At 36.0% G+C, this 21,616-nt stretch carries 16 protein-coding genes and 1 pseudogene; 13 read left to right on the plus strand and 4 right to left on the minus strand.

Going from position 1 to position 21,616, the window contains the following annotated elements; genetic code table 11:
* The 3 genes from mgtE (at position 1) to fabI (ending at position 4,581) form a co-directional block, all read left to right on the plus strand.
* The gene (gene mgtE / locus HMPREF1208_RS01940) at positions 1–1,392 is read left to right on the plus strand and encodes a magnesium transporter (protein WP_207554528.1); all 1,392 of its coding nucleotides are present in this window, start codon (positions 1–3) and stop codon (positions 1,390–1,392) included.
* Between the two features lie 10 nt (positions 1,393–1,402).
* Positions 1,403–3,235, plus strand: a complete 1,833-nt coding sequence (locus HMPREF1208_RS01945; RefSeq protein WP_016424663.1) for a monovalent cation:proton antiporter family protein — start codon at positions 1,403–1,405, stop codon at positions 3,233–3,235.
* Between the two features lie 575 nt (positions 3,236–3,810).
* Positions 3,811–4,581, plus strand: coding sequence for an enoyl-ACP reductase FabI (gene fabI, locus HMPREF1208_RS01950; protein WP_037559076.1), 771 nt, complete (start codon positions 3,811–3,813; stop codon positions 4,579–4,581).
* A gap of 188 nt (positions 4,582–4,769) precedes the next feature.
* Here the strand turns inward: fabI and cozEa are convergent, their stop codons facing one another.
* A complete protein-coding gene (gene cozEa, locus HMPREF1208_RS01955; protein WP_016424665.1) occupies positions 4,770–5,867 on the minus strand; it encodes a lipoteichoic acid biosynthesis protein CozEa in 1,098 nt (365 codons plus the stop codon).
* Positions 5,868–6,082: 215 nt separating this feature from the next.
* Here cozEa and HMPREF1208_RS01960 point away from each other — a divergent pair, with 215 nt between their 5' ends.
* The 3 genes from HMPREF1208_RS01960 to HMPREF1208_RS01970 all read left to right on the plus strand — a co-directional run bounded on the left by HMPREF1208_RS01960 (position 6,083) and on the right by HMPREF1208_RS01970 (position 9,114).
* On the plus strand, positions 6,083–7,651 hold the full coding sequence (locus tag HMPREF1208_RS01960; RefSeq protein WP_016424666.1) for an alanine/glycine:cation symporter family protein: 1,569 nt from the start codon (positions 6,083–6,085) through the stop codon (positions 7,649–7,651).
* A gap of 165 nt (positions 7,652–7,816) precedes the next feature.
* Positions 7,817–8,551 carry an esterase family protein gene (locus HMPREF1208_RS01965; RefSeq protein ID WP_016424667.1) on the plus strand — a complete coding sequence of 245 codons (735 nt, stop codon included), beginning with the start codon at positions 7,817–7,819 and terminating at the stop codon, positions 8,549–8,551.
* A gap of 53 nt (positions 8,552–8,604) precedes the next feature.
* Entirely contained in the window at positions 8,605–9,114 is a 510-nt protein-coding gene (locus HMPREF1208_RS01970) for a 2'-5' RNA ligase family protein (RefSeq protein ID WP_016424668.1), read from the plus strand.
* Positions 9,115–9,456: 342 nt separating this feature from the next.
* On the opposite strand, the gene HMPREF1208_RS11980 is transcribed toward HMPREF1208_RS01970, so the two are convergent.
* From HMPREF1208_RS11980 to HMPREF1208_RS01985, 3 genes are all read right to left on the minus strand, one after another.
* Positions 9,457–9,918, minus strand: coding sequence for an ISL3 family transposase (locus HMPREF1208_RS11980; RefSeq protein WP_016424669.1), 462 nt, complete (start codon positions 9,916–9,918; stop codon positions 9,457–9,459).
* A gap of 213 nt (positions 9,919–10,131) precedes the next feature.
* On the minus strand, positions 10,132–11,313 hold the full coding sequence (gene ltaA / locus HMPREF1208_RS01980; protein WP_016424670.1) for a lipoteichoic acid biosynthesis MFS flippase LtaA: 1,182 nt from the start codon (positions 11,311–11,313) through the stop codon (positions 10,132–10,134).
* Complete coding sequence (locus HMPREF1208_RS01985) at positions 11,291–12,466, minus strand: diglucosyl diacylglycerol synthase (protein ID WP_016424671.1); 1,176 nt, start codon at positions 12,464–12,466, stop codon at positions 11,291–11,293. Before HMPREF1208_RS01985 ends, ltaA begins: the two co-directional genes overlap by 23 nt.
* A gap of 543 nt (positions 12,467–13,009) precedes the next feature.
* On the opposite strand from HMPREF1208_RS01985, the gene HMPREF1208_RS01990 reads away from it, so the two are divergent.
* The 7 genes and pseudogenes from HMPREF1208_RS01990 to HMPREF1208_RS11700 all read left to right on the plus strand — a co-directional run.
* On the plus strand, positions 13,010–14,500 hold the full coding sequence (locus HMPREF1208_RS01990; RefSeq protein WP_207554600.1) for a UDP-N-acetylmuramoyl-L-alanyl-D-glutamate--L-lysine ligase: 1,491 nt from the start codon (positions 13,010–13,012) through the stop codon (positions 14,498–14,500).
* Positions 14,490–14,729 (plus strand): YueH family protein, encoded by a 240-nt coding sequence (locus HMPREF1208_RS01995; protein WP_016424673.1) that lies wholly within the window; start codon positions 14,490–14,492, stop codon positions 14,727–14,729. Before HMPREF1208_RS01990 ends, HMPREF1208_RS01995 begins: the two co-directional genes overlap by 11 nt.
* A gap of 17 nt (positions 14,730–14,746) precedes the next feature.
* The gene (locus tag HMPREF1208_RS02000) at positions 14,747–16,309 is read left to right on the plus strand and encodes a peptide chain release factor 3 (RefSeq protein WP_016424674.1); all 1,563 of its coding nucleotides are present in this window, start codon (positions 14,747–14,749) and stop codon (positions 16,307–16,309) included.
* A gap of 380 nt (positions 16,310–16,689) precedes the next feature.
* Positions 16,690–17,493 (plus strand): TerC family protein, encoded by an 804-nt coding sequence (locus tag HMPREF1208_RS02005; protein ID WP_016424675.1) that lies wholly within the window; start codon positions 16,690–16,692, stop codon positions 17,491–17,493.
* A gap of 252 nt (positions 17,494–17,745) precedes the next feature.
* Positions 17,746–19,410 (plus strand): S1C family serine protease, encoded by a 1,665-nt coding sequence (locus HMPREF1208_RS02010; RefSeq protein ID WP_016424676.1) that lies wholly within the window; start codon positions 17,746–17,748, stop codon positions 19,408–19,410.
* Between the two features lie 11 nt (positions 19,411–19,421).
* Positions 19,422–20,786 carry a TrkH family potassium uptake protein gene (locus HMPREF1208_RS02015; protein WP_016424677.1) on the plus strand — a complete coding sequence of 455 codons (1,365 nt, stop codon included), beginning with the start codon at positions 19,422–19,424 and terminating at the stop codon, positions 20,784–20,786.
* 433 nt (positions 20,787–21,219) lie between these two features.
* Positions 21,220–21,456: pseudogene (locus HMPREF1208_RS11700) on the plus strand (transposase); the annotation flags it as partial.
* Positions 21,457–21,616: the final 160 nt, after the last annotated feature.

Genomic DNA, 21,616 nt, shown 5'->3' on the forward strand with positions numbered 1-21,616 from the left:
ATGGAGGTGGCAAATGTGGCTAATGAAAATGAACAAATCATTTTAGATGACGAAGAAATATTCGACAAAGACTTGTTGGATGACTTAATAGCTAAAGAGAATATTGATGGTTTTAGAGAAGAATTTTTAGCATTGCACTCATATGAACAAAGTGAATACTTTGAAGTGAGTGATGACGACATACGTCAAAAAATGTATCGATATTTATCTCCCGATGAAGTGGCTGAGTTTTTCGAGAGTTTAGAAATTGATGAAGAAGAATATGAAGATTTATTTGAAGAAATGAACGCGGCCTATGCGAGTAAAGTACTTGAACATATGTCGTACGATAATGCGGTAGATATTTTAAATCAGCTATCGAAAAAGAAAATAGCAAGCTTATTAATGTTGATGAATCGTGAGGACGCTAAAGAAATTAAAGCGTTACTTCATTATGATGAAGATACTGCCGGCGGTATCATGACAACGGAATTTATCTCTTTGACAATCAATACACCGGTACACGAAGCGCTAATGAGGGTAAAAGAACAAGCGCCAGATGCGGAAACCATTTACGTGATATTTGTTGTAGATGAAGAGAAAAAACTTGTCGGTGTCTTATCATTAAGGGATTTAATTATAGCTGAAAATGATACTTATATTGAAGATATTATGAATGAGCGTGTCATTAGCGCTAATGTTGCCGATGACCAAGAAGACGTCGCACAGACAATGAGAGACTATGACTTTATTGCTATGCCCGTACTCGACTATCAAAATCATTTACTAGGGATTATTACCATCGATGATATCGTGGACGTTATGGATGAAGAGGCAAGTGAAGACTACTCTCGTTTAGCCGGTGTATCAGACATTGACTCTACAGATGATTCGATTTTTCAAACCGCACTTAAACGGTTGCCTTGGTTGTTGATTTTAACAGTTTTAGGGATGATTACGGCATCTATTTTAGGTTCTTTTGAAGAAACGCTTGAAAAAGTGGCTTTGCTCGCTGCTTTTATACCCATTATTAGCGGGATGTCTGGGAATTCTGGAACGCAGTCATTAGCCGTAGCTGTACGTAATATCTCGACGGGCGATATTAAAGAAAAAAGTAAATTCAAACTCGCCTTGCGTGAATCCGGAAGTGGTTTTTTAACCGGTATTACTTGCGCAACGAGTTTATGCTTTATTATTATCATTTTATACGGACAACCTTATCTGGCTCTCATTGTTGGAACGAGTTTAACGATTGCGATGACAGTAGGGACAACGATTGGGTCTGTTATTCCACTTGTAATGAATCGTATTGGCATTGACCCTGCAGTTGCAAGCGGACCTTTTATTACTACAATCAATGATATAGTAAGTATGTTAATCTATTTCGGATTAGCAACGTCATTTTTAACCTAAGGGGGTACTCATGGAATTTGTATCACTAGTCATTGTCATAGTTGCGGCTATGATTACACCAATATTGATTAACAGATTGAAAATTTCATTTTTACCTGTCGTCGTAGCTGAAATTTTAATGGGTATCGTGATAGGTAATTCATTTCTAAATCTTGTTCATCGTGACGAAGTACTGAATATTCTATCCACATTAGGTTTTATTTTTCTAATGTTTTTAAGTGGGTTAGAAATTGATTTCAATGCATTTAAAAAAGATAAATCGAATAAAAAGAAAGAAGAGGCAAAGGTTCCGAATCATTTGCGCATCGCTTTGATCGTGTTTATGCTTATCATGATTATCTCGGTAGGTCTTGCATTAGCATTCAAATGGATGGGGCTTATTGATGATGTGCTATTAATGGTGATTATTATATCAACCATTTCACTTGGTGTTGTCGTGCCTACTTTAAAAGAAATGAACTTGATGAGTACAACCATTGGGCAATTGATATTGTTAGTCGCTGTGCTTGCAGATTTAGCGACGATGTTATTACTCACAGTTTATGGGGCTGTCCATGCATCAGGTGCTGAAACGCTTTGGCTTATAGGAATATTAGTCGTCTTTACAGTTGTATTTTACTTCTTAGGCGGATTGTTCAAAAAAGCACCATTTCTACAAAAACTGATGGATGGAACGACACAAATTGGAATTCGTGCCGTGTTTGCGCTTATTATTTTACTCGTGGCACTTGCTGAAGGCGTCGGTGCAGAAAATATTTTAGGGGCTTTCTTAGCGGGTGTTGTCGTTTCTTTATTAGGGCCGACACAAGATCTTGTTGAGAAGTTAGATTCATTTGGTTACGGATTCTTTATTCCAATATTTTTTATCATGGTCGGTGTCGATTTAAATATTCCATCCTTGATTAAGGATCCAATGATTCTATTAATTATTCCTGTGTTAATAGGGGCCTTTATTATTTCAAAACTGATTCCTGTGCTGTTACTTAAAAAATGGTTTGATATGAAAACAACTATCGCATCTGCTTTTTTACTGACTTCAACATTATCACTTGTCATTGCAGCAGCTAAAATCGCAGAAAAGCTGGGTACGATTAGTAAAGAAACATCGGGTGTCCTTGTTTTAAGTGCGGTCATCACATGTGTCTTCGTACCGATAGTATTTAAAAAACTGATACCTATTCCAGATGAGATGCAACGTTCTATTAAAGTTGCAATGATTGGTAAAAACCAACTTTCTATTCCAATTGCACAAGGTTTAAGATCTCAGTTATATCAAATTTCACTTTATTACCGCAAAGATTTAACAGATCATCGTACATTATCAGATGACATTACGATGATTGAGATGGCAGATTATCACCCTGCAATATTAGAGCGTTTAGGTCTTTTTGATAGTGATATCGTCGTATGTTCGACTAATGATGATGAAATTAACCGACGTGTCGCGTTAATGGCAAAAGATCATGGCGTAGAGCGTGTCATTTGTCGCCTTGAAGCGAGTGATGAAGCACAAGCATTAAGCAGTAAAGGTATTGAATTGTTCAGTAATTTCCAAAGTAATCAGATTTTATTAAAAGGGATGATTGAAACACCAAACATGCTGAACTTATTAAGCAATGTAGAAACATCGCTTTATGAAATTGGAATGTACAATTATGCATTTGATCAAATGCAATTGCGTAACTTCCCATTTGGTGGCGATATTATCTTTGTACGAATTATCCGCAATAATGAATCTATCGTACCGCACGGGGATACACAACTTCAATATGGCGATCGACTTATTGTTACAGGTACGAAAGAGTACGTTGATCAGCTTAAAATTGAATTGGAAATGTTCTAAATTACGAACATATACACAATTCAGTTTTCGCAGTCTCATTTTCATTGAGACTGAGATCAATTCTAAAATAAATAGGGCTAAGATGATGGATTATAAAAATTGTCTTAGCGCTTCTTTTTTATGATAAAACTCGTATTGAATGACTTCGCTTTCCGAGGGGACAGCCTCAGCCTGCAGTCTTCAGCTCGTCCTGTTCCCTCAGGAGTCTCGTCATCAATACTTCGTTTATGCATGGCATCATTTACTATTATTGTTTAAAAAACAAGTCGTTTCATTAATAACGACAGAAACTAAATTAACGATAAATGAATTTGTCCACACCATAACGTTTATTATTTAAAAGCTATGTATATCGCAATGAAGGGTATTGAGTTGAGACTTCAGCTCATAAGCAGGCGCATTCATGAAGGCAGGGTTATCTAAGATTTTATGTCACGTACTTATATTTCATACGTGTAGAAGCACGTATTTTTCGACAACAAAGTAGTGCAGAATATGTGATATAGTTTTAAAATTTAAGACCAGATGGTAAAATTAAAAGTATCATGTTATTAAAAGATAAAGGAGTAATCACATTGATGAATCTTGAAGGTAAAACTTTTGTAGTGATGGGTATTGCAAACAAACGAAGCATCGGTTTCGGTGTTGCAAAAGTATTGGATCAACTAGGGGCGAAGTTAGTATTTACATACAGAAAAGAAAGAAGCTTTAAAGAGCTAGATAAATTAATTGATCAATTAAATCAATCTGAAAAACATGTTTATCAAATCGACGTTCAAAGCGATGAAGATGTCGTAAAAGGCTTTGAACAAATCGGTCAAGATGTGGGTAAAATTGATGGTGTTTTCCATTCCATCGCTTTTGCCCGTGTAGAAGAGTTAAGAGGTCGTTTTTCAGATACATCTCGTGATGGCTTTTTACTTGCACAAGACATTAGTGCATACTCACTCACGATTGTTGCGCGTGAAGCAAGAAAAATTATGAATGAAGTGGGTAGTATCGTAACTTCAACTTATATTGGTGGGGAGTTTGCTGTACCTAATTATAATGTGATGGGTATTGCTAAAGCTAGCCTCGAAGCGTCAGTGAAATATTTAGCAGCAGATTTAGGTCAGGATAATATTCGTGTCAACGCGATATCTGCTGGTCCTATTCGTACGTTGAGTGCGAGAGGTGTGGGTAGCTTCACAACAATTTTAAAAGAGATTGAAGAACGCGCACCATTGAAACGTAATGTTGATCAAGAAGAAGTAGGTAAAACTGCGGCTTATTTATTAAGTGACTTTTCATCAGGTGTTACTGGAGAAAACATTCATGTGGACGCTGGTTTCCATGCAATTCGCTAAGTCATTGATAAGATAAAGAAAAGCGATTAAACAAGCTTCTCTTACGCAATCGAATTGACAGTTTTAGCGTGTTAAGCTAATAAGAGATTAAAAAAAGCAATTTCGCTCATTGAGAGGGAAATTGCTTTTTTGCGTTGAATCTCAAAACTTGATATTCGACGTGTTTTTAATCGTTCTTTTAAAAAGATTTAGAGAATGCTGTTATCGTCTACATTACTTTGTGCTTTGTGTAAAATTTGGTGACGATATTTGTAAACATTTCGTGCAATCGTTTTAAGGACAGCGTATAACGGAACAGCTACTAAGATGAGCATGAAACCGCCTAAACTACCTGAAGCTAAAATAACGATAATAATTGTTAATGGGTGAATGTTTAAAGATTTACCCATTACGTTAGGCGTGATAACGTTACCTTCTAATTGTTGCGCAACTAAAGTGACCACACAGACCCATATAAAGGTTGAAGGGCTTTGAATCAATCCTAAAATACCCGCTGGTAAAAATGCCATCCATGGTCCTAAAAATGGAATCATATTTGCGACAATGGCGAACATGACGAGTAATAATGTATATTCTAGACCTATGATACTATAGCCGATGTATAAAATGGTTCCGAGTATTAAACTCACTGTAACTTGACCTTGGATATAAGATTTTAATGTTTGGTTCAAATCTTTTAAAAGTGTAACGACAAATATTTTACGCTCGCCATTAAAAAAGCGGGCAACTGCTGGAATAAAACGTTCGTGATCTTTCAACATATAGATTAAGAAAAACGGAACTAAGATTAACAAGAAAAGTGTGGACACAATACTTGTTACAATATTGAGTGAGTTAGATAAAATATTTGATGCCATTTCACTAATGTAAGAAACGATATCATTAATTTTGTCAGTTACTTGTGATGGAAGTCGATCACGTTGGTCTAATGCAAAATTAATAAGACGTTCAGCTTCACGTTGTATAAATGGGATTTGGTGAATGAGATTCTCAATTTGTGTTGCAATAACAGGTCCAATGACACCAATGACAGCGCCAATAAGAGCTGTAAGTCCAAGTAAAATAATGGTAATACTTGCCCAACGTGGAATATGCCGTTTTTCTAACATCTTTTGAAAAGGCAAACAAATATAGAATAAAAAGCCACTTAATAGTAAGGGCAATATGATAGATTGAATAATGATAACGATCGGCATAAAGATATGATTGACATCTATAAATAATTTAATGAGTAAAAATAAAAGCAACAGTGCGATGCCTGAACGAAACCACACTTTATTCGTCATAAATTGTTCCTCCTTTTGTAAACACTTATATTTTAGTATAGCCCAACTACATACGTGTTAAAAGAAAAAAATGAAATATCGACAATAAATCTTTTCAATTTTTATTTAGTATGTGAATTTTAATAATAAGTTGCACGGAATTTATTAAATGTGTATACTGATAGCAGATTTATCTGAAAATTTAAAAATTTAGCGGGATGATAGGGGGCATGTGTATGTTAGAAGTGATTGTGGGATGGCTAAATGAAGTGGTGTGGAGTAAACCGCTCGTTTATGGTTTGTTACTTACTGGTATCGCTTTTAGTTTAATGACACGTTTTTTACAGGTTAGACATTTTAAAGAAATGATTCGTTTAATGTTTCAAGGTGAAAAATCACCGACAGGGATTTCAAGTTTTCAAGCAATAGCATTGTCTTTAGCGGCTCGTGTCGGTACAGGGAACATCGTGGGTGTTTCTACTGCAATTTTTATTGGAGGTCCCGGGGCCGTTTTTTGGATGTGGATTACAGCATTTTTAGGTGCAGGTACAGCTTTTGTTGAATCAGCATTAGGACAAATTTATAAGAAAGAAGAAGATGGCGAGTATCGTGGGGGTCCGGCCTACTATATCGAACGTGGCATCAAAGGGAAGTTCGGTAAAATTTACGGACTGATTTTCGCGATTGTCACGATTATTTCTGTGGGCTTATTACTACCAGGTGTTCAATCCAATGCGATTGCAAGTTCCATGCATAATGCATTTGGAATACCATCATGGATTATCGCCATAGTGCTAGCGGTCATTTTAGCGTTAATTATTTTTGGTGGTGTTAAATGGATTGCCAATGTAGCAACAGCTGTTGTTCCTTTTATGGCAATTATTTATATTTTAATGGCTGTAGTGATTATTTTGTTAAATATCCAAGAAGTTCCTGCATTATTTGCACTGATTTTTAAATCGGCTTTTGGTATGGAAGCTGCATTTGGAGGCATTATCGGTGCAATGATTGAAATTGGTGTGAAACGAGGACTTTATTCAAACGAAGCGGGTCAAGGGACAGGACCTCATGCAGCTGCTGCGGCAGAAGTCTCTCACCCAGCGAAACAAGGTCTGGTTCAAGCGTTCTCTGTTTATGTTGATACGTTATTCGTTTGTACGGCAACAGCATTAATCATTCTTATTTCTGGCACATATAATACAACGGATGGATCAATGGCTAAAAATGGGATGCCGAATTTAATTAAAGATAGTGGGATTTTCGTACAAAGTCCTGATGGCAGTAAAGATTATTCCGGAACTGCGATGTATGCACAAGCAGGGATTGATAAGGCGATTCAAGGATCAAGTTATCATTTTGACCCAAGTTTTTCAGGATTTGGTTCATACTTTATAGCGATTGCACTGTTCTTTTTCGCATTCACAACGATTCTCGCTTATTATTACATTGCCGAGACGAATGTAAGTTTCTTAACGAACCGAATTGCTAAAAATCAAAATAAGCTTTGGCAAAATGTCACACGTCTTTTACTCATTGCTGCGACAGCCTATGGTGCAGTTAAAACGGCTGATACTGCTTGGGCAATGGGGGATTTAGGTGTGGGTATGATGGCTTGGTTAAATATTATTGCCATTTGGATTCTGCATAAACCTGCAATGCATGCATTAAAAGATTTTGAAAGACAGAAAAAAGAAAAGGGCACAGGCAAAACAGCCATATATCAACCCGATCCGAAAGAGATTCCAACAGCTACATTTTGGTTAGAAGATTATCCGAAGCGATTGAAAGAAGATCAATTCGAGTAAACAATATCATATCTGATATCGTCAGTCGTATACTAACATACCAAATGAGTCGTACAGCATTTGATAGATAACTTCAAATTATATAATAAAATTAAGTTTTTTAGATTAACACATGAGACGTCTCCTGATACAATGAGGTTAATTCGTATGAGGAGGCGTCTTTTTATGACATCATTTACGCCAGGACAAATAACAGAAACACAATTTAAAAGTGATTATTTAGATAGAGAAATCACGTTATCCGTCTATTTACCGAAAGATTATTCGGATTTATATAAATCAAAAGTAATCATATGTTTTGATGGCCAAGACTTTTTTAGATATGGTCAACTCCATCGTGTATATGAAAAACTGAGGAAAAAAGGCGAAGTTGAGCGTGCAATTATTATTGGGTTTCACTATGAATCAGTGAAGGATAGAAGTACTGAATTTCATCCTCAAGGGGAAAAAGCAGCGAAGACGGTTCAAGCTGTAGTTAAAGAGTTACTTCCATGGATAGATCGTCAGTTTGCAACGTATAAGGTTGGCAATGCGCGCTTATTATTAGGAGATAGTTTAGCTGGTAGTATTGCACTTTTAACAGGCTTAAGTTATCCGCGTGTGATGAGTCAAATTGGGATTTTGAGTCCTTATTATGACGACATTGTGAAACAGATTTTCGAAAGATGTCAGTTTAAATCACATTTAAATATTTGGCATGCAATCGGCAAAGAAGAATGTGATTTTAAATTACCGACTACTGGGAAACAAGCAGATTTCTTAACCCCGAATCGCGCATTCAGAGACTTAGTAGAATGCGAGCAAGTGACTTATTATTATGAGGAATTGGATGGCGGACATAACTGGAAAACTTGGCAAAAAGAACTGCCAAAAATACTCACACACTTTTTAAGTAACTAATTATTAGAAAATTTGCTATAATAGAGGCAAGTGAAAACAAAGGAGGAATTGAAATGATTCTAGGGTTAGCGTTAATTCCATCAAAAGATTTCCAAAATGAGGTTAATGCCTATCGTAAACGTTATGATAAACACTACACAAAGATTAAACCTCATATTACTATTAAAAGTCATTTTGAAATTGATGATCAAGAATTTGACAGTGTAAAAGCTAATATTGAAAAACGTTTAGAAGGGGCTAAAGTTGCTGATATTCATGCAACAAAAGCTTCTAATTTTGCACCAATTACAAATGTAATCTATTTCAAAGTTGAAAAAACAGAAGCGTTAGTGGATTTATTTAACCGCTTTGATGGAGACGATTTTTATGGGAAATCAGAGCATCCATTTGTTCCGCACTTTACAATTGCTCAAGGTTTAACGAGCCAAGAATTTGAAGACATTTATGGTCAAGTTCGTTTAGCAGGTGTTGATCATAAAGAAACAATTGAGCAAATTTCATTGATGAAATATGATGACACAGAAGATGAATGGAAAGAAATTGAAACATATTCATTGGGGTAGAACGCGTAATAAGCGTTTTTGAAGATGGCCCTTCATCGTGCATACTTAATTAATAAAACCTTTTAAAGCAGACACTTTAAAAGGTTTTTTTCATCCTGTCGATTTGCCTCTAATGTGGCGATTGACAGTTTTTATGGCTGTACACTTTATATGGTGGTTATGTGTCTATAATAATTAAGTCGCAAACTTCCGATTTCTTCTTCGAGTCTCGCTTTCCCAGGCGCCTTACCTCAACTAATTTTGGCTTTTATTGTAGCTCATAAGAAGCCAAAATGGATTTTCGGTTTCGGCTCTATGCCTCGGGAGTCTCGACTCGGTACGCAATCTATTTAAGCAATTTCACTATTGAAAAGTGGCATTGCTTACTTTATGAATCACACGTTTTACAGAAGATGCAGAAACGTTACAATCACTTGCGATATCAGTTTCTGAGCGAACTTGTGTTGCTTTATCTATAATGGCTTTCTGAACATGGTTTGAGATAAAACAGTTATCCTCAACAACATTTGTTTTAGAAGTAAAAGTCCGATCACAAACCATACATTTAAAACATTGTTTTAACAGATTTAAATACACTGCTATCTCTTGGAATCTTAAAAAAGTAATTCGCGATAAACGTTTTCCGTGTTTGTGTATTCGGTTTGGATTCGTATGATAACAGTGAGGACAAGTCATAGGCTTGTATGAAAGGGTACCAAAGATGACGTTAGATTTCTTACCTCTAATAACTACATCTTCTTCAACTTTAGTGATTTTAATATTATTATCTTTAATTTTTAGTAACTTTAATATATCATTACACATAGGCGCAATATGTCTTCTTTATTTTTGGTTTAGTCACTTAAAATTATAGAGGCATTTGCGCTATTTTTGTACAAAAAAGCAGGATGACTTATGTCATCCCACCATAAAAAATGAAGAACCGTTTTTATTTGATTAAATCCAGCCCAAGCACGTTCCATCATTTTAATAAACGTTTTTAAGTCAAAATCGATTGCTTAAAGAAGACTTGAAACTTTATGACTGATGACGTTTTACAAAATAGCCACCATAAAAAATAGCTAAGAAAAAGATAATCAGTGCTGCAAAATAAAAAGTATAGATAGGACTGCCAAAAAATTGTGACAATGGACCACCAAATAAAGGCCCTATCATGGCACCGAAGCCTTGTATACTATTAATCACGCCCCAAGTTTCTTCTTGTTCACTTGGATGAATAAAACTTGCCATGAAAGTGTTCCAAGCTGGCAACAGGATACCATAAAGCACACCAATGAAAAAGGCGATTATCCATACGACAACAATATGTGTTAAGAACGTTAAAATAAAAATAGAAGTACCGTAAATTACAAACCCTAAAAAGATAACGAAGTACATGAAACGTGTCGAATGGGCATCTATGATTTTTGATAAAAATAACATCGAAATGGTGCAGCCTACACCACCAATAACAATTGCAAGTGTGTATTCAAGCGTCGTCACTCCGACGATATCCAGGGCATATTGCGGGAGTACAGGGACTAATGCACTGATTGCGAGCCCTTGCAACAAGATACCTGGAAATAAAATCAAATGACGTTTAGATACACTTACAATTTGACGTAATTGTTGCTTTACATTTTTCGTATTATAATCGGTCAACTTAACCTTTACAAAGCAATACAAGATGAACGCAATTGCGACACATAGCGACATTAAAAAATTGAAATGTGTTGGATGTGATTTGAATATTAGGTTCATCGTAATCATACCGGCCAGCATCCCAGAAAGCCAAGAAAAATAGACATAGCCCATTTGTTTTCCTCGTGTCCGTTCATCGACACTTGCTAGCATAATGACCCAAATCGGACACACAGCTACGCCGAGCATAACCGAACTTAAAATGAGTACGACAGGTGAAGTAGGCATAAAGATAACTAAAAACAGGCTCACAAGGGCTAATATAAAACCTAAAGTGAGCACAATGGTTGGTCCAAGCCGTTTTAAAACAAAGCCAACAAAAAAGTTACTAATAGAATCTGATATAAAATGTATGGAAATTGCAATTGAAGTGATACTGACTGCAATCGATGTTGCTGTTGGCAATAGGGGTAAATAACTCAGTACGTACATTCCTCGCGCAAATTCCATCAAAAATAAAATAACTAAGAGAATATAAAAATTTCTCATAGTCATTTTATTTGACGAGTAGTTTTGCATATAAAGGCACCTTTCCATAAACAGTTTCACATTGTGATGCGTTATAAAGTAGGTCGAGCAAATCTTGACATAAACGTTGTGTTGCATTAGGTTGACGTGCTTCTGCCATATTTTGAATCATCGCGTTGATTTCATTAGGATGGCGTGTAAGATGTGTGACGATATCAATTGCTTCAGAAGGTGTATCTGCAATTTTTCCAAATGCTTTTTGTTCGAAGTATAAAGCATTTTCGAGTTCTTGACCTGGTGCAGGATTTAAGAAAATCATTGGCACTTTTCGAGTAAGTGCTTCTGAAATTGTAATACCACCCGGTTTCGTAATCATGAGGTGACTTGACGCCATCCACTCGTTCATATTGTTCGTATAACCTAAAATTAAAACATGGCGATTCCCTTTAAATGCTTTACTTAATTGACGTTTTAATTCTTTGTTTCGACCACAAATCATGACTACTTGGGCATTTGGACTTTCATCAATGATACGTTGAATCATTTGTTCAAATCCTTTAGATACACCAAAGGCGCCCGCAGACATTAAAATTGTTTGTGCTTTTGGATCTAAATGATGTTGAGTTAGCCATGCTTCTCGATCGATACGGTCTTCAAACCGTGCCGAAATAGGAATACCAGTGACTTTGAGGGTTTCTCTTGGAATGCCAACACTCGCAAATTCATCTTTTAAATCTTCTGTTGCTAAATAGTATCGTGCAGAATATGGTGTAATCCAGTTTTTATGCATGCGATAGTCGGTCATAACAGTGGCAATAGGGATGTTCATATTGAATTGTTCTGTTAAAACTGACATGACAGGCGTTGGGAATGTCAACAAAATTAAATCTGGTTTTTCTTTTAATAGTAAGTTTAATAATTTATTTAAACCGTAATATTTATAAAAACATTTATCTAACTGGTCTGGGCGGCTATAATAAAATGCTTTATACATACGACGAAAATATTTAAAACTATTGATATACCATTTCTTACAGATTGATGTCATAATAGGATGTGCTTCTAAAAATAAATCATGCTCTATTACTGTAAGATGTTCAAGATTCATATGACTGAGTTCTTCAATAATACTATTTGTCACTTGTATATGACCATTACCAAATGATCCCGTGATAATCAATATTTTTTTCTTTTGAGCTACCATGATAGCCACCCTCCGAGATATTCAGACTTATTACTTTTCTATGTAAGTGTATCGCAATTTGGGCTATTTGTGAAAAAATTAAAAGATTTATTACAAAAATCTTAAAATGTTAAAATAAACAGTATATATGTTCATAAAATATTTAATGTTATTTTTTAATACATAGTATAATAGAAAGAAAAAACAAATAACACCTAAAATTGGCGACAATTTCATTATATTATCTTAATATACAACAAAACTCGGCACAATAGTAATTTAAAGATTTAGGGCTACGGACGTATTAAAATCAATGACTAAAGTTAACTTTATTTACCCTTAAAATGTAGAAGGTAATCTTTTTTATCGCTTAAAATGTTTAACGTGATGTGAACTAACTCACGCGCTGTAATCATCATGTACGCTGAGTATGGACTCAAAACGGTTGAGTATGAAATGATAACCTTGTATTGTCTAAGAAGAAATCTCAAATGAAAATAACTTTTCATTCTCGTTCTCACGAGAGAAAAGTGTATAATATATGCGTATATCAAAAAAGGAGAGATGTCTGTGAACGCGCAACAATTGTTCGAAAATATATTAATAAAACAAGTCATAGGAAGTTTAGATAGAGACATAAATGATATTACGACTGATTCTCGGACAGCGAAAGCCGGAAGTATTTTTGTAGCATCTAAGGGCTATACTGTTGACAGCCATCGTTTTGCGCAAAATGTTGTTGATCAAGGATGTCAAGTGGTCGTAGTGAATAGATTATTAGAGCTAGAAGGTAATGTCACACAAGTGATTGTACCGGATACGTTACGTGTTGCGAGTCATCTTGTACATCATATTTATGATTTTCCAAGTCAACATTTAACAACAATCGGTGTGACAGGGACAAATGGAAAGACTTCAATTGCGACAATGATTCATCACATCTATAGAAAGCTTGGAAAAGGAAGTGCCTATCTCGGTACGAACGGCTTTCAAATTAATGAAACATTAACAAAAGGTGAAAACACGACGCCAGAAACCGTTGTACTTACTAAGAAAATACACGAAGCTGTTGAAGCTGGCGCTGAAGCAATGACTTTAGAAGTATCCTCACATGGCTTAAGTTTAGGGCGTTTAAGTGGTGTGGAATTTGATGTTGCTATTTTTTCTAATTTAACGCAAGATCATTTAGATTTTCATGGCACGATGGAAGCATATGGACATGCTAAATCATTATTATTTAGTCAACTCGGTCAAGACCTTAGTCGTGATAAATATGCTGTTATTAATGCAGATGACGCTTTTTCAAACTATTTAAAATCGGTAACGCCATATGAAAGTATGACATATGGCATAGACAACGAGGCGCAATTTATGGCAACAAATATTGTAGAAACATTGCAAGGGGTGACGTTTGATTTTGTAACGCCATTCGGTACATATCCTGTCAAATCACCTTATGTTGGACGCTTTAATATCTCAAATTTAATGGCGGCGATGATAGGCGTCTGGGTTAAAGGTACAGACCTCGACACGATTTCTAAAATTGTTGCTGACCTTGAACCTGTAGAAGGCCGATTAGAAGTATTGGATCCTTCATTGCCTATCGATTTAATTATTGATTACGCGCATACAGCTGACGGCATGTCTAAACTTATCGATGCTGTGCAACCTTTTGTAAAACAAAAATTAATCTTTCTAGTCGGTATGGCGGGAGAACGTGATTTGACGAAGACCCCTGAAATGGGACGAGTCGCATCTCGAGCGGATTATGTCATCTTTACGCCAGACAATCCAGCAAATGATGATCCTAAAATGCTAACAGCTGAGCTCGCAAAAGGCGCAACACATGATAATTACGTGGAATTTACAGATCGTGCTGAAGGCATTCGACATGCGATTGCAGTAGCTGAACCTGGGGACACGGTTGTACTTGCTTCGAAAGGAAGAGAGCCTTATCAAATTATGCCAGGTCATATCAAAGTACCGCACCGAGATGACTTGATTGGATTAGAGGCAGCTTATCAAAAATTTGGTGGTGGTCCAAGTGAAGATTAGAGAAAGTCATAGTGAGCATCTTTCAGTAAAAGTATGGCTTTATCATAACAAAGGTGAAGACTATATTCTCGTTTCTATACCAGACTTACATTGGTCGATTCAAGTTGACGATACAATGTTTGGTGAAACGCTAACGGAACACTTATTGATGCATTTATTTAATGTTATTGATGAACAAGAAGCGGAAGTTTTAGCTTTACGCATCACACGTTGGATACAAGAAGTATAATTAAAAGGAGATTTAAGATGAGTATTAAAGAAGAAGTGACATCTCGAAAGACCTTTGCGATTATATCGCATCCGGACGCTGGGAAAACGACACTAACAGAAAAGTTATTATATTTTAGTGGGGCTATTCGAGAAGCAGGGACAGTTAAAGGTAAAAAAACAGGTAAATTTGCGACAAGTGACTGGATGAAAGTAGAACAAGAACGTGGGATTTCTGTAACAAGTTCAGTTATGCAGTTTGATTATGATGATTTTAAAATCAATATTCTCGATACACCCGGACACGAAGATTTTTCAGAAGATACCTATCGTACTTTGATGGCCGTGGATAGTGCCGTGATGGTTATTGACTGTGCGAAAGGGATTGAGCCACAAACATTGAAACTCTTTAAAGTTTGTAAAATGAGAGGCATTCCTATTTTTACATTTATTAATAAGCTCGATCGTGTAGGGAAAGAGCCTTTTGAATTGTTAGATGAAATTGAAACGACGCTAGGGATTGAAACTTATCCAATGAATTGGCCAATCGGTATGGGACAAGGCTTCTTTGGTATTATTGACCGTGCAACACGTACAATTGAGCCTTTCAGAGATGAAGAAAATGTGTTACACATCAATCAAGATTATGAACTTGAAGAGTCACATGCTATCGCGAATGATAGTTTATTTGAACAAGCGATTGAAGAACTCATGTTAGTGGATGAAGCAGGCGAAACATTCGATGAAGAAGCACTTATGAAAGGGGATTTAACACCAGTATTTTTTGGTTCTGCCCTTGCGAATTTTGGTGTACAAAACTTCTTAAATGCATACGTCGATCATGCGCCAATGCCTCATGCACGTCAAACTGAAGAAGAAGTTGAAGTGAGTCCTTTCGACCCACAATTTTCTGGATTTATTTTCAAAATTCAAGCTAATATGGATCCTAAACACCGTGACCGCATCGCTTTTATGCGCGTAGTGAGTGGTGCTTTTGAAAGAGGTATGGATGTCACACTCCAAAGAACAGGTAAAAAGCAAAAGATTACACGTTCAACAAGCTTTATGGCAGATGACAAAGAGACAGTCAACCATGCCGTAGCAGGAGACATTATCGGTTTATATGATACAGGTAATTACCAAATTGGAGATACGTTAGTGGCGGGTAATCAGAAGTTCCATTTCAAAGCATTACCGCAATTTACACCAGAAATATTTATGAAAGTATCGCCGAAAAATGTCATGAAACAAAAACATTTCCATAAAGGGATTGAACAATTGGTACAAGAAGGGGCCATTCAATATTATAAATCCCCGCATACCAATCAAATTATTTTAGGTGCTGTGGGTCAACTTCAATTTGAAGTGTTTGAGCATCGTATGAAAAATGAATACAATGTCGACGTAGTTATGGAACCTGTAGGTAAAAAGATTGCACGTTGGATTGAAAATGAAGAAGACGTTCAAGACAAGATGAGTACTAGTCGCTCAATTCTTGTTAATGATCGTTACGACAATAAAGTCTTTTTATTCGAAAATGATTTTGCGACACGCTGGTTTGAAGAAAAGTTCCCAGAAATTAAACTGTATAGTTTATTGTAAGAAGTGGGACGTATACTTTAAAAAGTGAAAAAATTATTTTTTATATTGTTATTTTGATAGAAAATTGGGTATAATGTTTACATCATAATTAAATACCTGTGACTGACTTTGGTCAGAGGGGAGTAACTTGATTAACGTGTCGATCGTTAATAACGCTTTGTCGTCATTACGAAGAACAGTGATTCTTCCGGTGAAGCGGGCATCTGTTTATGCTAAGTGAGACCTTTGCTATTGATTTAGCATGGGTCTCTTTAATTATGTCTGTGACATAAAGACAGTAACAGAGACGCTTAATCAAATGACTATTGATATATTGAGTGTTTATAAAAAATTTTTGTCATATTTCAATTACTGATAAAAGTCGAAGGAGTGATCTTGCAATGGATCCAAGTTTGTTATTAACCTACGGATGGGTTGTATTGGTTTTAGTCTTTTTAGAAGGCTTATTAGCAGCTGACAACGCCATCGTAATGGCTGTTATGGTTAAGCACTTGCCACCAGAACAGCGTAAAAAAGCCCTCTTCTATGGTTTGTTAGGTGCTTTTGTATTTCGTTTTATTGCTTTATTCTTGATTAGTATTTTAGCTAATTTCTGGTGGATTCAAGCGTTAGGTGCAGCTTATTTAATTTACATGTCCACTAAAAATCTATATGAGTTTTTCAAAACTAAAGATAAAGGCCACGAGTACCCTGACAATGATGATCATCATTATGACGATGAGGGTGTAGAGAAAAAAGTAAGCGCTAAAGAGTTTTGGTTAACTGTGGCTAAGGTTGAATTTGCAGATATTGCGTTTGCCATCGATTCAATGCTCGCAGCATTAGCAATTGCCGTGACATTGCCAAAAATTGGTGTTCACTTCGGTGGTATGGATGCTGGTCAATTTGCGGTTATGTTTGTGGGTGGATTAATTGGTGTCATCTTAATGCGTTTTGCAGCCTCATTCTTTGTTGAGTTATTAAATAAATATCCTGGCTTAGAAGGTGCGGCTTTCGCAATTGTAGGTTGGGTTGGTATTAAGCTTGTCATCCTTGTACTTGCACATGATGACATCGGATTAATTCCACACGATTTCCCACACTCAGCTACATGGCAAATTATATTCTGGACAGTGATGATTGGACTTGTCATTATCGGATGGTTCACATCAATGGTTAAAAATAAAAAAGATCAAAAACATTAACATGTTAAAATCAAAGCGTGACATAAAGGGTTCGAACAAAGGATTGTTCGGACCCTTTCTTCTTAAAAAAGACTGTGCTATGAGAGATTAAGATTTACTTTTTGAGTCTTAAACGCAATTGGTTTTATGCCGTTTTGATGATGAATCTTGTAACGCCGGATTTAGTATTTTTGATATTTAAAAGTGAATTTTACAGAAATTTAAGCGCTGATATGTCATAATAGAGTGAGAGCAACATAAGGAGGGCGTGCAATGGATCAGGATAAAAAACATGTGATTCCGAGACATCTATATAAAAGAAAAAGACGTGAGTTTTTTCATAATGAAGAGCGTGAAGCCAGATTGAAGGCAGAAGAAGAAGAAAATGCGCTCAAAGCTGAAAAGGAAAAGGCTCAAGTTAAAAACAATGAAGAGCGTGTGAAAGACAATCTACGCAAAGCGCGCATTGAAAAAATCACACATGATGATGGTGATAAGTCACAAAACAAGGTGAAGCACGAAGCAGAACCTAACAAAGAGGCTTCAAGACCGATTCAAGAAACATCATCAGTGTCAATTAATGGCAGTGAAGCAGAGCAATCCAATCATAAAGATGCAGAGACACAACAAGAAAGGTCAGAACAGGTGCAATCATCCAAACAAGTGGATCACAAAGAAAATCAAGATGATCACCAAGACGCAATGATTGAAACACCTGACAAACACCAACAAGAACATCCTCCGAAGCATCAGTACTCAACGAAGCGCGATTGGACTGAAAAAATCACGCAATTTCTTTCTAGAGAATGGGCTAAAATCCTCATTATATTAGCGGTTATTTTAGTGGTCATTTTATTATTTGCAATATTTAATAATGTGAATAAAAGTGAAAATGACAATGTCAAACAAGCGATTCAAGAACAGCAACATCAAAAAGGTACAAATAAAACAGTTACCAAAACGATGGAAAACGCGAATCTCGCAGTTAAATCCGTGGTATCTATAGAAAATAATAGTAAGAGTACACCAGATACAGTTCAAGATGCTAAGCAACAAACGCAAGAAGAAAAAGAAAGCGGATCAGGTGTCGTCTACAAAAAATTGGACGACACCCTTTATATATTAACGAATGCCCATGTCGTCGGTGATAGAGAAAAGCATGAATTAACATTTGGCGACCATCAAACTGCAATGGGTAAAGTAATAGGAAAAGACAAATGGTCGGATTTTGCAGTCATGACCGTTCATGCACCTAAAGGCGATGTATTAAAACCGATTAAACAAGGCGATTCAAGTGCTTTAATCTTAGGTGAACCTGTGATTGTAGTAGGAAATCCTTTAAGTTTAGATTTTCAAAATACAGTTGGCGAAGGCATCGTATCGGGGCTCAATAGAGATGTACCTGTTGACATCGATAAAGATAATGAATATGATACACTATTAAGTGCCTTTCAAGTGGATGCACCAATTAATCCAGGTGATTCTGGCGGTGCCGTTGTTGATCAAAATGGTGAACTGATTGGGATCGCATCATTAAAAATCAGTATGCCGAATGTACAAAGTATGGGCTTCGCGATTCCTATTAATCAAGCGATACATACAGCAAAATTACTTGAAAAAGATGGTGAAATCAAGCATCCAAATACACACCTTCAGTTAGATAATGTCATCGATGTGACAGATGCAACAAAAGATGATTATAACGTGAATAAAAGTTTAAAAGAAGGCGTAATGGTGAGTGATATTGACGATGACAGCGCTGCCCAAAATTCAGGGTTGAAAAAGGGCGATGTCATAGTAGAATTAGATGGTAAGCCGATTAAAGATAAATTGGCCTATCGACAAAAATTATTTGAACATACAGATTTGAAAGAAGCATTAAAATTAAAAGTGATACGTGAAGGTGAGGTTAAGCAGATCTCATATAAATTGAATTAGCTTTGGGGTGAATGGCGTTGTCCATAGTCAAATTTTTATTGAAAAGATCAAGCCCACAGCAAGGGATTGTCTTATATTACCTTGTCGCTATCGTTGGTGCGTTTTTACTGTTGAATTTGCCAGGTGTACATAAGCCTGGCGTCAAAGTAGCACCCATCGATACTTTGTTTGTCGCTGTTTCGGGTGTAAGTGTAACGGGGTTAACACCGATAAACATATCAGAAACCTATTCTGCCTTTGGTTACATCGTCTTATTGGTTATCCTTAACATTGGCGGTATCGGTGTAATGGCGATTGGTACATTATTATGGGTTGTATTAGGAAAACATATTGGTATTCGAGAGCGTCAACTCATTATGTTGGATAATAATAGAGAATCGATGAGTGGGACGGTCAAGTTAATTTTAGATATTGTAAGAGCAATTTTAGTGATTGAGTTAGTAGGGGCAACACTGTTAGCATTTTATTTTTATCGTGACATTCATAACATCAAAGAGGCTATCTTACAAGGCGTGTTTGTTTCTATCTCAGCAACAACGAACGGAGGTCTCGATATAACAGGAGATTCACTCATTCCATACGCGAATGATTATTTTGTCCAAACGATTGTTATGTTTCTGATCGTATTAGGCTCAATTGGTTTTCCTGTGTTATTGGAGATCAAAGCTTATATTAAAAATAGAATACCTAATTTTAGATTCTCTTTATTTACGAAAGTTACGACTGTCACTTACTTAGTTATACTAATCATGGGTGTACTCGGTATTTTAATGATTGAAGGTCATGGTGTTTTTGCACACGAATCTTGGCACAAAACTTTGTTTTATGCCATGTTTCAGTCTGTGACCACGCGAAGTGCGGGTTTAGAGACATTTGATGTTGCTCAATTTTCAGATGCGACTAACTTATTAATGGGTGCATTGATGTTTATCGGCTCTTCTCCAAGTTCAGTTGGTGGCGGTATACGGACAACGACTTTTGCGATTATTATTTTGTTTGTGATTAATTACAAGCCAAATGCTGAGAAATCATCAATAAAAGTATTTAATCGAGAAATTCATAATCAAGATATTCAGCGCTCATTTGCAGTGTTTTGTATCGCAATCATGCTTACATTTTTAGGAATGTTTATCATTATTCTGTCAGAAGGAAGTCATATTGAATTTGTTAAAATTTATTTTGAAATTATGTCTGCCTTTGGTACGTGTGGGTTATCCACGGGGATTACTTCGCAGTTAAGCAATGTTTCAAAAGTTGTGTTGATGGTTTTAATGTTTATCGGCCGTGTAGGCTTAATCTCATTTATCATCATGATAAGTGGTAACCGCGAGCCGTCAAAATATCATTATCCAAAAGAAAGAATTCAGATTGGTTAAAATGTTAACTTGGCATTATTTCTCTGAAAGTAGCCATCTATTTTGGTTCTCCATTTTTTATGGTGGGATGACATAAGTCATCCTGCTTTTTTGTACAAAAATAGCGCAAATGCCTCTATAATTTTAAGTGACTAAACTAAAAATAAAGGAGACATATTGCGCCTATGTGTAATGATATATTAAAGTTACTAAAAATTAAAGATAATAATATTAAAATCACTAAAGTTGAAGAAGATGTAGTTATTAGAGGTAAGAAATCTAACGTCATCTTTGGTACCCTTTCATACAAGCCTATGACTTGTCCTCACTGTTATCATACGAATCCAAACCGAATACACAAACACGGAAAACGTTTATCGCGAATTACTTTTTTAAGATTCCAAGAGATAGCAGTGTATTTAAAACTGTTAAAACAATGTTTTAAATGTATGGATGGAAAGTGTTACGCTTCTACAGAAAGTATGAGGATATCATTGCTTATACGATTGGAACCCCTCAATTCAATAATGGAGCGATTGAAGGAATTAATCAAAAAGTTAAACTGATTAAAAGAGTTTCATATGGCTATCGCAACTTTTATAACTTCAAAAATCGCATTTTTATTATTTTTAGACTGTATAAAAGACCAAAGAAAAAAGCAATGCCACTTTTCAATAGTGAAATTGCTTAAATAGATTGCGTACCGAGTCGAGACTCCCGAGGCATAGAGCCGAAACCGAAAATCCATTTTGGCTTCTTATGAGCTACAATAAAAGCCAAAATTAGTTGAGGTAAGGCGCCTGGGAAAGCGAGACTCGAAGAAGAAATCGGAAGTTTGCGACTTAATTATT

Source organism: Staphylococcus sp. HGB0015 (assembly GCF_000411275.1).
GTDB classification, from domain to species: Bacteria; Bacillota; Bacilli; order Staphylococcales; family Staphylococcaceae; genus Staphylococcus; species Staphylococcus schleiferi.

Excerpts from the sequence above, each read along its gene's own strand:
- mgtE (WP_207554528.1), top strand. The coding sequence starts at position 1 with ATGGAGGTGGCAAATGTGGCTAATGAAAATGAACAAATCATTTTAGAT.
- HMPREF1208_RS01945 (WP_016424663.1), top strand. The coding sequence starts at position 1,403 with ATGGAATTTGTATCACTAGTCATTGTCATAGTTGCGGCTATGATTACA.
- cozEa (WP_016424665.1), bottom strand. The coding sequence starts at position 5,867 with ATGACGAATAAAGTGTGGTTTCGTTCAGGCATCGCACTGTTGCTTTTA.
- HMPREF1208_RS01960 (WP_016424666.1), top strand. The coding sequence starts at position 6,083 with ATGTTAGAAGTGATTGTGGGATGGCTAAATGAAGTGGTGTGGAGTAAA.
- HMPREF1208_RS01965 (WP_016424667.1), top strand. The coding sequence starts at position 7,817 with ATGACATCATTTACGCCAGGACAAATAACAGAAACACAATTTAAAAGT.
- HMPREF1208_RS01970 (WP_016424668.1), top strand. The coding sequence starts at position 8,605 with ATGATTCTAGGGTTAGCGTTAATTCCATCAAAAGATTTCCAAAATGAG.
- HMPREF1208_RS11980 (WP_016424669.1), bottom strand. The coding sequence starts at position 9,918 with ATGTGTAATGATATATTAAAGTTACTAAAAATTAAAGATAATAATATT.
- ltaA (WP_016424670.1), bottom strand. The coding sequence starts at position 11,313 with ATGCAAAACTACTCGTCAAATAAAATGACTATGAGAAATTTTTATATT.
- HMPREF1208_RS01985 (WP_016424671.1), bottom strand. The coding sequence starts at position 12,466 with ATGGTAGCTCAAAAGAAAAAAATATTGATTATCACGGGATCATTTGGT.
- HMPREF1208_RS01990 (WP_207554600.1), top strand. The coding sequence starts at position 13,010 with ATGTCTGTGAACGCGCAACAATTGTTCGAAAATATATTAATAAAACAA.
- HMPREF1208_RS02000 (WP_016424674.1), top strand. The coding sequence starts at position 14,747 with ATGAGTATTAAAGAAGAAGTGACATCTCGAAAGACCTTTGCGATTATA.
- HMPREF1208_RS02005 (WP_016424675.1), top strand. The coding sequence starts at position 16,690 with ATGGATCCAAGTTTGTTATTAACCTACGGATGGGTTGTATTGGTTTTA.
- HMPREF1208_RS02010 (WP_016424676.1), top strand. The coding sequence starts at position 17,746 with ATGGATCAGGATAAAAAACATGTGATTCCGAGACATCTATATAAAAGA.
- HMPREF1208_RS02015 (WP_016424677.1), top strand. The coding sequence starts at position 19,422 with ATGGCGTTGTCCATAGTCAAATTTTTATTGAAAAGATCAAGCCCACAG.